Origin of the sequence: Pseudoalteromonas sp. MQS005 (assembly GCF_001661605.1) — a bacterium.
Taxonomy (GTDB): domain Bacteria; phylum Pseudomonadota; class Gammaproteobacteria; order Enterobacterales; family Alteromonadaceae; genus Pseudoalteromonas; species Pseudoalteromonas tetraodonis.
In genome coordinates, this window is the sequence record NZ_LYRQ01000003.1 from 33,840 (window position 1) to 48,025 (window position 14,186).

Genomic DNA, 14,186 nt, shown 5'->3' on the forward strand with positions numbered 1-14,186 from the left:
ATGTGATAATTTTAGTTATTTACATCAAACTGATACAAAAAAGCCCCGAACTTCGGGGCTTTTGGATATGTTATTTTAACGATTATTCAGCTTTATCATCAAGGTTTGTTTCATCTTTTTTAGATTCATCAGCTGGTTTTTGTACTTCATCAACTGGTTTGTCTTTAGAAACATCTTCTTTTTCTGGTTTAGCTTCATGACGGTCATGCGCATCACGTGGTTCACGTACAGGCTGACGAGCCATTAAATCATCAATTTGCTTCGCATCAATGGTTTCATACTTCATTAATGCATCTTTCATTGCATGCAGAATATCAATGTTTTCTTTCAATATTGATTCTGCACGTTGATAGTTGCGGTCTGAGAATAAACGTACTTCTGCATCAATTACTTTCGCCGTCTCATCAGACATGCTCATAGAGCGACCACCGCCGCCACCCATGTACATCTCACTTTGATCTTCAGCGTAAAGTAATGGACCTAATTTTTCGCTTAAGCCCCACTGAGTCACCATCTTACGCGCAATATCAGTGGCACGTTCAATGTCGTTGCTTGCACCTGTGGTTACTTTGTCTTCACCATAAATGATTGCCTCAGCAATACGACCACCGTAAAGGCTTGAAATCATTGATTCTAAAAGCTCTTTAGAGTGACTAACACGATCTTGTTCTGGTAAATACATAGTCACACCTAGCGCTCGGCCACGTGGGATAATAGATACTTTATAAACCGGGTCGTGCTCTGGCACCATACGACCTACAATTGCGTGGCCAGCTTCATGGTAAGCCGTCATTTCTTTCTCTTGCTCACTCATAACCATGGTCTTGCGCTCAGCGCCCATCATGATTTTATCTTTCGCAGCGTCGAATTCAGCCATACTAACAACACGTTTATTGCCACGCGCAGCATACAAAGCCGCTTCATTTACAAGGTTAGCGAGATCAGCACCCGAGAATCCTGGTGTACCACGTGCAATCACGGCCGCTTCAACGTTATCGCCTAATGGCACTTTACGCATATGTACTTTGAGAATTTGTTCACGACCACGAATATCAGGTAAACCGACCACTACTTGACGGTCAAAACGACCAGGACGAAGTAACGCAGGGTCTAGTACGTCAGGACGGTTTGTCGCAGCAATAACGATAATACCTTCATTACCTTCAAAGCCGTCCATTTCAACAAGCATTTGGTTTAGAGTTTGCTCACGTTCATCATGGCCGCCCCCCATACCAGCGCCACGTTTACGCCCTACCGCATCAATTTCATCGATAAAGATAATACAAGGAGCTGCTTTTTTAGCTTGTTCGAACATGTCACGTACACGTGATGCACCTACACCTACAAACATTTCAACAAAGTCAGAACCCGAAATAGTAAAGAACGGTACTTTTGCCTCACCAGCAACCGCCTTGGCAAGTAATGTTTTACCTGTACCTGGAGGACCGACCATAAGTACGCCTTTAGGAATACTACCGCCTAATTTTTGAAACTTAGAAGGGTCACGTAAAAAGTCCACCAGCTCGGTTACATCGTCTTTGGCTTCATCACAACCAGCTACATCAGCAAAGGTCGTTTTGACTTGATCTTCACTCATTAAGCGGGCTTTACTTTTACCAAATGACATGGCGCCTTTGCCACCGCCACCTTGCATCTGACGCATGAAGAAAATCCACACACCAATAAGCAGGATCATAGGGAACCAAGAAATAAAAATGCTTGCTAAAAACGATTGCTCTTCAGGTTTAACACCTTTAACGTTCACATCGCTTTTTAACAAATCATTTAAAATGTCTTTGTCATAAATAGGCATAATGGTTTGAAAACGCTCGCCACTATTTTTTATGCCAGTAATTGTGCCACTACCACTTTCAATGGACACTTCTTGTATAGAGCCGCTACGGGCGTCTTTTACAAATTGACTGTAACTTGTTTGACGATCAACTTGATCGCCGCCATTAAAGCTCTGAAATACTGACATAAGCACTACTGCAATAACCAGCCAGAGTATTAGATTTTTCGCCATATCGCTCAAGGGGTTAACCTCTTGTATCCAATTAATTTAAATTCAACTAAACGCCAAGCAACTGTACTACAGTTTGTATCCAGTCGCTACTATATATACTTCCCGAGAACGGGGACGCGAGGCATCCGGTTTACGTATCTTCACTGCTTTAAAACTATTACGTACATCTTGCAAATATTGATCAAAGCCTTCACCTTGGAATACTTTAACAATAAACGCGCCATTTTTCTTTAAAACTTGGTTGCACATATCAAGTGCAAGTTCAACCAAGTACATGCTGCCTGCCTGATCAACCGAGTTATTGCCACTCATGTTAGGTGCCATATCAGACAATACCACATCTACATTTTTACCATCAATGCGTTTTAACAATGCATCAAGTACCGCTTCTTCACGAAAATCGCCTTGTAAGAAGTCAACGCCCGCTAAAGAGTCCATAGGTAAAATATCACACGCAACCACTTGGCCTTTGTCACCCACTTTTTCAGCTAAGTATTGTGACCAACTCCCTGGGGCTGCGCCTAAATCAACAACGGTCATCGCTGGACGCAATAACTTATCTTTGTTTTGGATTTCGTCTAATTTGAAAACAGCTCGAGAGCGCCAGCCTTTTTTTTGCGCTTCTTGAACATATTTATCATCAAAATGTTCTTTAAGCCAACGTTGTGAACTGGCTGACTGTTTTTTATTTGTCATAAATTAACACGCAACTAATTAGTAATATTCTCTAGATGGCGTTAGAATACCCTTAATTCAAGCCATATTCAGCAAAATTTGTAATATCATGACATTATCAAACAAACAAAAGCAGTTTTTAAAAGGTCAGGCGCATAGCCTTAAGCCTGTAGTTTTACTAGGTTCTAACGGTTTAACCGAAGGCGTAGTAGTTGAAATCCAAAGCGCACTAGAAATTCACGAATTAATTAAAGTGAAGGTGCCAACAGACGATCGTGAAACCAAAAAGCTTATTTTTGATGCTATTGTTCGCGAAACAGGGGCTACTAAATTACAGACTATCGGTCATACGATTGTGCTTTATCGTCAAAGCCCTGAGAAAAAAATTCAATTACCTCGTGGCTAATAAGGCCATTTAAAGGTAAAACAAAAAACCAGCCATTGCTGGTTTTTTTATGCCCGCTTAAAAACCCATTGTCAGCGTTTTAACTTCATAACTATTATTTTCTAGTTTACTCACTAAATAATAATGCCCGTACTGACTCTCATCCATACTTTCAATAGCTTGGTTACTCAATAATGAAGCCAACTGCGGTGTGGTATTACTATGCCCTATTACTACCACAACGCCATTTTGTGCTAATAATTGTTTTTTCAATGTCATTAGATCAGCAGCATCATAGATAATAACTTTAATATTATAATACGCGGCTAATGGCGCTGCCGTGTTTAGGGTACGGTTATAGTTACTGCTGAATAACGTTATGTTTGGATAGGTGTTAACTAACGAAACCAAGTGCTCAGCACGCGCTTGGCCTTGGGCAGTTAGAAATGGATTTTCCCCTGTTTGTTTTTCGCTATGTCGAAACAAGTAAACCTGTTCAGGGGCAGAAAAGGCGGGTTGGCAAATAAGTAATAATGCTATTAACAATGTTTTTATGTGGGCGTTCATTATTGCTTCTCTCGTTTATATGCTAATAGGCGATTTATAAACTCAGTAGTAAGCTCATTTATGAGTCCAGTTTCTGCATTTAAAATTAAGCTAAAGCCAACATTTAAGTGTGGAAACACAACCAAATCACTGCGATAACCTTGCACCCAACCACTGTGGTAATAAAGCGTTTCATCATCATAATCATACACACGCCAGCCTAGCCCATAGTAGGCTTCGTTCATGTGCTCTCGCCATACTCGTCTGTAGCGTTCTTTTTTAGTATGTGTATAAGGACGCGTTTGCGTGGCCAATGCATCTAAGGATAATACCGATGGATATTGCCCTAATTGCGCATTTAACCAAATAGCCATATCTGACGCACTGGCGTTTACCCCAGCCGCCGGAGCGACTTTATAATAATTCTTTTTCAAACGGGCACTGTACCAACGCTTTTTCCCACGCACATGAGGGTGTGCGTAGTTACTATCTTGCACCATGGCATCGTAGCCTAAGCTTGCATCGTTCATTTTTAGAGGGATAAAAAATGCGTCATTGAGCCACTGAGTATAAGTTTTGTTGGTGCTTTTTAAAATCACGTCATCAATTAAACTAAACATGACATTTTGATAGCCATAACAGTCACCGGGTTCGCATATGGGTTTTACACTTAATAGCTTTTCTACAATATCGCTATACCCCATTCGCGATTCGATTAAATTATCGTATGCATTCGGTACTAGCCCACTAGAATGGCTTAAAATATGAAAAACCTTTAAATCATCTTTGTAGTCGGTTTGTTTAAATTCAGGAATGTAATGACTAACAGGAAAATACAAATTAAGTTGTTCTTCATTTGCAAGTTTTGCCGCTAACGACCCTGCAAACGTTTTAGATACTGAGGCCAAACGAAACCGAGTGTGTGGATTAATTTTTTGCCCACTGCGCACTTTGGTATGCCCCATAGTATGAATATAGTCAAGCGCTTGTGCATTGACGATGGAAAGCGCTCCGCCCGGAATCTTTTTTACTTTTAGTTTTTTTTCTACGTAGCGTCCATAATTTTTAACAAAAGCTTCCCAGTCAGGATCTGTGCTTGCGCTTGCCTGTAAATGCGTCCCTAAAATACATAAAGCAAAAAAATAAAAGGGTAAGGAGTTAAAATACTTCATTCTTAGCTAATTTTTCTTTTTTAGTCATAATCAGCCTCTATAATATCATGAACTTTTGCTCGGACTAACGTACAATATGTTCGATTAATGGCTTTTGAGTGGATGTAAAATATTTATGCGTTTTTTAGTTGTATCACTTTTTATTGTATTAGCTTCAGGTTGTGCCGTAGTTAAGCAGCCTGCAGAACCTTTAGCAATGCCTGCAAAACCTTTGCTTAAGAGTCAAACTTACCAACTTAAATATGAAACCGAGCATGCTTCACCGAAAGTAAAATCGGTGCAATTACCTGCACATAACATTAAAAAAAATCAGACTGTCAGAGTGATCGTAGACCGTGCAAGTGTCACTGACACATTAGTATCTCAAATTAGCCAAGCACTTAACGATAAACAACTAAAAGTTACCACAACCGATAACAGTGATTACACGTTAGCTATTCATCAAGTTGACCTTGAGTTTATAGATGATGCTAAGTACATCCTAGCGCAGCCAGAAAAACCTTATTCATTGTTTTCAAAAGTAGCACAGCAATTCCCTTCTCAACAATGCGCAAATATACTGGCACAAGTTAGTATGCGCCTTACACACAAAGCATCGGGAGATGTAGTTTGGTTTGCCAAATCATCAATAGATAGTGCAAGCTTTCACCGTGAGCCCCTAATCTATAGCTTTACTGAAGAAAAGAAGATCACTAACGAGTTAGAAGTTGTTGCGTTTATTCATAAACATAATACCGAACAGGCTCGGCTTAAGCGTGCTGAACTTAAAAATGAAGTAACGGCCCCTGCTTATAAAACCATTACTAAACTGAGTCGTTTAACTAAATTAAATGGGCCATGTACACGTACTGAGATAAGCGCATTAACTCCCATGATGCAATTTTACTTAAGCAGTATACTTATCGATAAAATTAAGGTTCAGTAGTTGCAGGACGACCGCTACATTTTTTTACAGATTTAGCCAAGAGTTTGACAATATACTACCCTTTTAAGCAAACTCTAATTTAGGTTCCAAGGATGAAGCATTTCCCACAAAGACATTTTTTCCGTTGTGCAGCCTTATTGTTTGCGCTCATTTTTAGTAGCCAGAGCACAGCAAGCAATCGTTACTATGCCGATAACACATTGGAACCCACTACAGGGTTTGCCTGGGACTGGAGTGCGGGAGCAGGTTATTACATAGAAGATTCTTATTTGGTGGGCATGAATTCTTATGATGTTGGCGCCGAGTTAGATTTAAGCCTTGCGGTTTCTTACGATAATTTTTACCTTGATTTTGATCATAATCAACTCAGCGGTGGACTTGTTTTAGGCTATAGCTTAATTAACAAATACGATTGGGGCCTTGATTTATTAGGCACTAATTCCCAAGCCGGGTTTGACGAACAAGGCTTAGGTATTTATAACGATGGCATTATTGAGCCACTGCGCGGTATCAAAAAACGTAACTATGATTTTGATACCGGCCTTCGATTAACACGTCGATTTGAAAACTCACAAATTTCCCTTGAATACTTACATGACATATCTGGTGCTCATAATGGCTGGGTGGCAAACGTATTTTTTAGTCATATTCAGCCTTGGCGTAATTGGGAGTTTCGCTCTGGTATTGGCCTAAGTGCCTACTCTGCAGATTTTACAAACTATTATTTTGGTATTGATAGCGATGAAGCAAACGCAACTCGCCCTATTTATCAAACCAATGCCAGTACCAGTATTATGTTTGAATTTCATGCTGAATACCCCATTAACCAAGATTGGGTCTTTTTAGCAGGCTGGTTAACGACGTGGTTTTCAAAAGAAATTGATGACAGCCCAATTATTTCCCAAGGATATCAACACAAAGCCAAGGTAGGCGTGCGTTATGTACTTTAGATTTTTTTACTGTTTATTGTTTAGTTATTCAGGCTCTTTGCTGGCAGCCCCAGTGCAAATACCCGCTCAATTGAGTGCAGTACCTGATACCTGTGTGGCCTTACGTGAAGGACGTCACTGTTACGCCGATGTTGTTTTGTCATGGCAGCAAGTAGAAGTGGGGAATTATTGTCTACGCGATGCCACCTCAAAGTACATTATGCAGTGCTGGCTTAAACAGCGACAAGGTTCGTTTAATTATGCCTTTGACTCAACGCAAAGTATTTCGTTTGAACTATTTGACAGTAATACATCACAAGTCATTGCCGTCACAGAAGTAAAATTACAATGGGTGTATCAAAATAGGCAAAAAAAGCGGCGTTGGCGGTTATTTTAGTCACACACTATAAACATTATGATAGCTAAACATCATTTAGGTATGCGAAGAAAGCTTATGGATAATTACGGTACTATTTTACTGGTTGAAGATGATATTTCTCTTGCACAGTGGGTCACTGAGTATTTAACAGAGCAAGGCTATGTTGTACATGTATGTCATCGAGGTGATGAGGTTATAAGCCAAGTAAAACGTTTAAACCCACAACTTATTTTACTCGACATTATGCTGCCAGGGCTTGATGGTATTAGTGTATGTCGTGAGCTACGTAGCTTTTATCATGCCCCAATTATAATGCTTACTGCCCGCGATGAAGAAATGGATGAAGTCATTGGGCTAGAAGTCGGTGCTACCGATTATATAATAAAACCAGTACGCCCTCGCGCATTGCTTGCACGCATTAAATCTGCCTTGCGCTATAGTAGCGACACGCCTAAAACCGATGATCAAGCAAATATGATCAATATCGGTCAATTAAGTATTAATACCGAGTCACGCAACGTTTCCCTTAACCAACAGGATGTGAACATTTCAAGCGCAGAGTATTTATTACTGCATTACTTAGCCAGTAATGCTGGACAAGTTGTTTCCCGCGATGCGGTGTTTAAAGCAACCAAAGGCAGGGAATATGATGGCCTAGATAGAAGCGTTGATGTGCTTATTTCTGCCTTGCGTAAAAAGTTTAATGATGACCCACAAAAACCAGAAAAAATTAAAACCATTTGGGGACGTGGTTATTTGTTTGTGACTACAGCGTGGTAAGTTTTAATGCCTGAGTGCTTAAAATAATTAGCGCGATAGTAATAAAAGTCACTTCAATACACCCAGCCTATTATGGAATAGCATCAATGAAAAAGTTTTATATTTCACTACTAGGCAGTGCGCTGCTTTCAATTATTGTTTTAGGTTGGCTTATTGATGCATTTAGCCAACAAGCGCATGCGCCTTTGGATGAGTTTAGCGTTCAAAGCCAGATTATTGTCGGGTTAAGTAAACAGCTCACGGCGCTTAAACCCGATGCTCGCCCGCAACAAGTAACAAAGCTCGCCGCTGACTTTGACCTTATACTTAACTACAAATTAAATCAGTCGCTGGCACTGCCCTTAGCGCTATTAGATAAAATGCAAACCCAAGGCGGATTAATACTCGAAGACGAGCAAGGCTTTTATATGCTCTATACAAATGATGAGTTAAGTCCTTATCATTTAACCATGCGTTTAGATAAACCCTATGAGGCCACACAACGAAACGATATTATTTTAACGCTATTATTTTACACTGGCTTATGTGTTTTTATGGGTTTTATTATTACCCCTTTAGCAAAGCGCCTTACGGTGTTAAACGAAGCAGCAAAGCAATTTGCATCTGGTAATGTTAAAGCGCGTATTACCCCCTCTCGATTTACCTATATAAAAGATGTGGAACTGACCTTTAACCGTATGGCGAGTCAAATTGAAAAGCTAGTTGCTGAAAACAAGCTAATGGCCTCCAGCTTATCGCATGATATTAGAACTCCAATTGCTTGCTTACGCTTTGGTGTCGACGCCGCTCTTGATAGTCATGACGAGAGTAAAATAAAGCATTATTTAACTCGCATGGAAACCGACTTGGATCATATGGAGTCAATGCTAAAAAGCTATTTAACGTTTGCTACTTTAGAGCAAAATGCGAATAAGCTTACTTACTCATCAGCAAACCTTAAACAATACCTAAGTGATATTGTATTGCAACTTGAGCCTAGAATAACCTCTCGCTCGCTTAATATTTCTTTAGAATGTGATGATCATACCGTTTATGCTGACTTACATTGGCTGGCAAGAGCAATCACCAACTTAATTAATAATGCCTGCGACTTTGCAAATCACAGCATTCAAGTAACCGCTTCAGTACAAGAACGTTTTCTGGTGGTGAACATCGCCGACGACGGACCAGGCATTGCTCAAGAAAATAATCATAAAGTATTTAGCCCATTTTTTCGTGAACGCAGCCACCGTAATCGCAGTGATAATAGTTATGGCTTGGGGTTAGCAATCGTCGCCAAAGTTGCCGATTGGCATCATGGCACCGTAAAAGTGAGTAAAAGTGAACGACTCTCAGGCGCCTGTTTCACATTAACCATCGCTCAGTTTGAACATTAATCAACAATGCAAAGATGCTCAATACAGCTGATAAACGAAATATAATTAAAAAAATTGTGCTATTTATAATCAAAATACGCACGTGTTATTTATACAGCTAAATAAAACGCAATAATTGTGCAACAGAGACAAATAAGCACTTTTTATTTAATTACAATTCCAGTAGATTGTCACGGCGTCGAAAAAATAGAGAAGCAGAATAATATGAGTGCAGTAAGAGGTGAGTTTAGCTCCCGCTTTGGTTTTATAATGGCTGCGGCAGGATCAGCTGTTGGCTTGGGTAATATTTGGGGTTTTCCGACTCAAACAGCAAGTAATGGGGGCGCTGCATTTTTAGTCGCGTATTTAGTACTGGCTTTCTTTTTAGCCTACCCCGCTTTAATGGCAGAACTGATGATAGGTCGCCATGGGCAAGCTAATGCGGTCTCTTCATTAACTAAATTAACCACGCGACCATGGCAAAAGCAATTTGCCTTTGCTGTCGGTTTTGGTGGTATTTTATGTGCTGGATTTATTTTAAGTTTTTATGCCATTGTTGCCGGTTGGATGTTAAGTGCCACTTTAGAACCGGTAACCACATTGGTCGGCGCTGATGCCGCCTCTTTATGGTTAAGTGAGCAATCGCTTACTCGTAATATTCTTTTCACTGTTTTATTTATTATTTTAACTGTTGCTATTATCAGCCGCGGTGTAGAAAACGGCATTGAAAAATGGTCTAAACGCTTAATGCCCGCTCTGCTCGGTATTTTGTTTGCCTTAATTGCCTACGTGATGACTCAAGAAGGCGCTGTTGAGGGGTTAAAAGCTTACTTAGTCCCTGACTTTTCTTCTATTTTTGACCCTACATTGTTAGTGAGTGCCTTAGGCCAAGCTTTCTTTTCACTGTCACTGGGCACCAGTGTGATGATTATATATGGCTCATATATCAGTAAAAAAGAAAACCTTGTGTCCCTTGGCGCGTATGTAACCTTAATTGATGTGTTTATAGCGTTTGTAGCGGGTTTATTGATCATCCCTGCTATGTACGTGGCACAAGCGCAAGGTGTTGAAATATTCTCTTCAACTACAGGTAAACTTCTCTCTGAAGATACTCTCGTATTTCAGGTATTGCCTGCCTTATTTGATGGCATGGGTGGTGTAGGTTTATTTGTTGGCTTTGCTTTTTTTGCATTGATGAGTATTGCCGCACTAACTTCATCTATTTCCATGTTAGAAGCGCCAGTGTCGTACACGGTAGAGCGCTTTGCGATGAAACGTGTTCAAGCAACGTGGTTAATAGGCGCTTTAATTGCCATAGTGAGCATTACCATAGTGTGTAACCTAGGCACTTTATTTGGCTTAGTGATCACCCTAACAACCAAAGTTGCACAACCTTTATTAGGGCTTATGTGCTGTATATTTGTAGGTTGGATCTGGTACAGATCGTCACTACTAAAAGCGATTCAACAAGGTAACCCTGAGGTGCATAATACGTTATTTTGGAAGATATGGCCTTGGTATACTAAGTTTGTATGCCCTATTGCCATTAGCTTAGTATTCTTACATTCCCTACTAAGCTAGTTAAAAGATGCATAAAAAAGGCCCACATCAGTGGGCCTTTTTTATTGGGAATCAGCTTAGTGCTTTAAAATCATATCTTGATGGGGTATACCATCTTCTAAATATTCATCACCAACACATTCAAAACCGAATGAGCGATAAAAATTCAGTAGGTAGGTTTGTGCGCCAATATAAATATCGCGAGTCGGCCATTGCGCCTTACAGCATGCTATTGCTTCATTGACTAACCGTTTGCCTAATCTAGAACTTCGCTGTGATTGAGCAACCAATACACGCCCTATCGCACTGTACTGAGCATCTTTTTCATAACAACGGGCATAGGCATTCACCGATAGCCCATCAAGTAAATAGACATGATGTGTAGTGTCTGCGATATCGTGATCATCAAGTTCGGGGTAAGGACATGCTTGTTCTACAACGAATACGTCGACACGTACACGCATGATTGAAAACAGGGTTTGGGAGTCGAGCGCAGAGAATGGCTCACATTTAAACGCCATTTAAACACCTTTTTTATTGCAGGGGCTGCTTAAAGCCCCTATCACTTTGTTAAGCAAATAACCGTTCTAGCTGATCACATAACTGCGATAAATTAACATGGTCATGCTCTATGGTTAAATCAACATAGCCATCACTTCTAAATGCCCTGTCTAATTCAATCAATACATGGGTTTTATGCGCTTCAGGAATAAACGACAACTCAATTTCTTTTATGCCAAACAAACTGCGGCTATTAGGCTGATACTCAAGCTCTTGATAACACCCCGACACAGATTGAAAAGTAGGGGCACGTAAATGGCCTTGTTCTACATCGGCTTTAACTAAACTAAAACCAAGCTTTTCCATCGCTTGCATGCATGTTTTAACCGCTTCATTAGGATAAATGTGTAAATGGTCTTTATCTGTTGGATCAAGCGCAAGGTCAATATCAAGGCCTGTTTCTAACCATACATAAGATTGATTATAACCTGCATTAATTTCAGTTATAGGCGTTTCTGAGTGTAAACGGGCTTCAAACGGAATAGTTCTTACTTCACCGGGCTCAATAATACCAATATCGGTAATGCGCCACTGGTCAATCACATGATTAGTGAAATAATCACCGTCTTCACTCGCCACTTTGACACGGGTAACTAACATTAAGTCTAAACCGGTAATTTCTTGGCTCACATCGCCTGCAGTAATTACAATTTGCGCGTTAAATAATTGCCCTGGCTGAAGATGCTCGGTCTCTAAAATAGTATCTACTTTGGCGGCACCAATGCCTACCGATGCTAAAATCTTTTTAAACATATTTTCTCCTTAAGCTAAGCAACTCTAATGTTTGCTTACGCTTAAACTCCTTAGTTATGGCATCTTAACCACATTTAAAAGCTCTTGTCAGCGAAAAACTGCTATTTACATGCTGTTTACCACAAAACTAGCCATATATGTGCATTTTTTATACATTGAAGCTACTTTACCTCTGCATAAACTGACAGTAGCAATCATTTGATAAATACTCACTATCACGCAACTAACTGCGTTAAATAAGTAGATTAATTGTCAATAAGCATTGTTTTTCGCTACACTACAGTGCCTAAAAAAGTGGTATTAATAACTATGGAACTAATTTATTTTGCTACCGCCTTCGTCTGCGGTTTTGGTATATACCAGCTAAAATTGCCGCCACTTATCGGCTTTCTTATGGCTGGATTTATTCTTAATTTAGCGGGTTATAAAAGCACGGAACTGCTGGAAACAATTGCATCTTTAGGGGTTACACTGCTACTTTTTAGTATTGGCCTCAAGCTTAAAATTTCAAATTTAATAAAACCTCAAGTCTGGGCTCCGGCCACCTTACATATTATTCTAAGCAGCGCTTTATTTAGTGGCTTTATGCTACTACTGGGTGTTTTTGCACTGCCATTATTCGTCGATTTAAGTTGGCAAAGTGCGCTGTTAGTTGGTTTTGCTCTGAGCTTTTCAAGCACCGTATTTGCGGTAAAAGTTCTTGAAGAGCGCGGTGAAATGGCAAGCCTGCACGGTAAAATAGCCATTGGTATTTTAGTTATGCAGGATATATTTGCGGTTATATTTTTAGCGGTCAGTACCGGTAAGTTGCCGAATATTTGGGCCTTAGGGTTAATTATTGCCTTACCTTTATTTCGCCCTGTTATGTACTGGGTGTTAAACCGCTCTAAACATGGTGAGTTACTGCCGCTATTTGGGTTTTTCTTTGCCTTAGTAGCAGGTTATAACGCCTTTGAATTTGCAGGTCTCAAAGGTGATTTAGGTGCTTTGATTGTGGGTATGATGTTCGCACCACACAAAAAAGCCGGTGAATTGTCTAAGTCATTGCTTAGCCTAAAAGATATATTGCTAGTTGGCTTTTTCCTAAGCATTGGTTTAAGTGCAGAGCTTACTGCCCACTCCTTAGTCGTCGCTTTAGTGCTGGTATTAATTATTCCAATTAAAACCCTGCTTTATTACATACTAACCAACCTATTTAAACTTCGTGCGCGTACCTCTTTGTTAACAGCATTTAGCCTAGCTAACTTTAGCGAATTTGGTTTGATTGTCTGTGCAGTTGCCGCATCTAGCGGCATGGTTACCTCTGAGTGGCTTGCTGTTATTGCGATTGCGGTGTCGATCACCTTTGTAATTGCTTCTCCTTTAAATAAACGCTCTAACGAGCTATACGTTAAAATTGAACGCTTTTTATTAAAGTTTGAAAGCAAAACCCGCTTAGCTGAAGAGCTCCCAGTAAACTTAAATGACACAAAAATTGTTATTTTTGGTATGGGTAGAATTGGCACAGGTGCCTATGAAACAATAAACGCAACTCATCCGGATGTTGTTGCAGGTATTGATATTAAGCCTGAGGTAGTTGATAAGCATGTAAAGCGAGGTCGCCGAGTATTAATTGCCGATGCCACCGATCCTGATTTTTGGCAACGTGTTAACCACTCCCACGTTGAAATGGTAATGCTAGCTATGCCTAAGCACATGCAAAATATTTTTGCCTTAGAGCAATTACAAGCATCGGGTTATAAAGGACAAGTAACGGCGATTGCCAACTACCCCGATCAGCAAAAAGAATTAGAAGAAATGGGAATAGACTCTACTTACAACTTTTACTTAGAAGCAGGTAGCGGTTTTGCAGAGCATGTAAAGCAAACCCTGTTTCCTTAATAGGGTTTAGATGCAAATGGATTGTATTTACATTCCTTTACATCTGCGTATTTTATTGGTTTAAAAATAAGATAAAATATCTGTGTTGGTTTAGTAAAGCTAATACCTAAGTGTGTATTTAAATAAAAATATACACAACTGGACCCCTTGCTTTTAATTAACCAATAAGATTCTCAAATTAGAGGGCCTACTCCCTCTATCAATAGGCTGTTACTTGCCCGTTACAGCCTATTTTATTTCTTTATTATCCCTTACACTT

Annotated in this window: 14 protein-coding genes; 8 read left to right on the top strand and 6 right to left on the bottom strand. The window is 39.9% G+C overall.

The genetic code is table 11. The features are described from left to right. Positions 1-82 precede the first annotated feature (82 nt). Positions 83-2,026, bottom strand: a complete 1,944-nt coding sequence (ftsH, locus tag A9479_RS02205) for an ATP-dependent zinc metalloprotease FtsH (RefSeq protein ID WP_033104106.1) — start codon at positions 2,024-2,026, stop codon at positions 83-85. Positions 2,027-2,092: 66 nt separating this feature from the next. After that, entirely contained in the window at positions 2,093-2,722 is a 630-nt protein-coding gene (gene rlmE, locus A9479_RS02210; RefSeq protein WP_013465499.1) for a 23S rRNA (uridine(2552)-2'-O)-methyltransferase RlmE, read from the bottom strand. Between the two features lie 88 nt (positions 2,723-2,810). Between rlmE and yhbY the strand changes: the two genes are divergently transcribed. Next, the gene (gene yhbY / locus A9479_RS02215) at positions 2,811-3,107 is read left to right on the top strand and encodes a ribosome assembly RNA-binding protein YhbY (protein WP_008112687.1); all 297 of its coding nucleotides are present in this window, start codon (positions 2,811-2,813) and stop codon (positions 3,105-3,107) included. 57 nt (positions 3,108-3,164) lie between these two features. On the opposite strand, the gene A9479_RS02220 is transcribed toward yhbY, so the two are convergent. Further along, the gene (locus A9479_RS02220) at positions 3,165-3,653 is read right to left on the bottom strand and encodes a histidine phosphatase family protein (RefSeq protein WP_064662594.1); all 489 of its coding nucleotides are present in this window, start codon (positions 3,651-3,653) and stop codon (positions 3,165-3,167) included. Continuing rightward, complete coding sequence (locus A9479_RS02225) at positions 3,653-4,804, bottom strand: serine hydrolase (protein ID WP_064662595.1); 1,152 nt, start codon at positions 4,802-4,804, stop codon at positions 3,653-3,655. Before A9479_RS02225 ends, A9479_RS02220 begins: the two co-directional genes overlap by 1 nt. 115 nt (positions 4,805-4,919) lie before the next feature. On the opposite strand from A9479_RS02225, the gene A9479_RS02230 reads away from it, so the two are divergent. From A9479_RS02230 to A9479_RS02255, 6 genes are all read left to right on the top strand, one after another. Continuing rightward, positions 4,920-5,729, top strand: a complete 810-nt coding sequence (locus tag A9479_RS02230; RefSeq protein ID WP_013465502.1) for a hypothetical protein — start codon at positions 4,920-4,922, stop codon at positions 5,727-5,729. 92 nt (positions 5,730-5,821) lie between these two features. Then, a complete protein-coding gene (locus A9479_RS02235) occupies positions 5,822-6,679 on the top strand; it encodes a MipA/OmpV family protein (RefSeq protein WP_064662596.1) in 858 nt (285 codons plus the stop codon). Continuing rightward, positions 6,669-7,055: a DUF3019 domain-containing protein gene (locus A9479_RS02240; protein WP_016899250.1), complete on the top strand. Its 387-nt coding sequence runs from the start codon at positions 6,669-6,671 to the stop codon at positions 7,053-7,055. The genes A9479_RS02235 and A9479_RS02240 overlap by 11 nt, the downstream gene beginning before the upstream one ends. A 57-nt stretch (positions 7,056-7,112) precedes the next feature. Continuing rightward, a complete protein-coding gene (locus A9479_RS02245) occupies positions 7,113-7,817 on the top strand; it encodes a response regulator transcription factor (RefSeq protein ID WP_024602060.1) in 705 nt (234 codons plus the stop codon). Positions 7,818-7,903: 86 nt separating this feature from the next. Next, a complete protein-coding gene (locus A9479_RS02250; RefSeq protein WP_033104097.1) occupies positions 7,904-9,193 on the top strand; it encodes an ATP-binding protein in 1,290 nt (429 codons plus the stop codon). A 204-nt stretch (positions 9,194-9,397) separates the two neighbouring features. Then, positions 9,398-10,753 carry a sodium-dependent transporter gene (locus A9479_RS02255; RefSeq protein ID WP_013465507.1) on the top strand — a complete coding sequence of 452 codons (1,356 nt, stop codon included), beginning with the start codon at positions 9,398-9,400 and terminating at the stop codon, positions 10,751-10,753. Positions 10,754-10,809: 56 nt separating this feature from the next. Here the strand turns inward: A9479_RS02255 and A9479_RS02260 are convergent, their stop codons facing one another. Beyond that, on the bottom strand, positions 10,810-11,253 hold the full coding sequence (locus tag A9479_RS02260; protein WP_064662597.1) for a GNAT family N-acetyltransferase: 444 nt from the start codon (positions 11,251-11,253) through the stop codon (positions 10,810-10,812). A gap of 49 nt (positions 11,254-11,302) precedes the next feature. Then, positions 11,303-12,046, bottom strand: a complete 744-nt coding sequence (locus A9479_RS02265) for a sporulation protein (protein ID WP_013465509.1) — start codon at positions 12,044-12,046, stop codon at positions 11,303-11,305. A 309-nt stretch (positions 12,047-12,355) separates the two neighbouring features. Between A9479_RS02265 and A9479_RS02270 the strand changes: the two genes are divergently transcribed. Next, complete coding sequence (locus tag A9479_RS02270; RefSeq protein WP_064662598.1) at positions 12,356-13,927, top strand: cation:proton antiporter family protein; 1,572 nt, start codon at positions 12,356-12,358, stop codon at positions 13,925-13,927. Positions 13,928-14,186 lie beyond the last annotated feature (259 nt).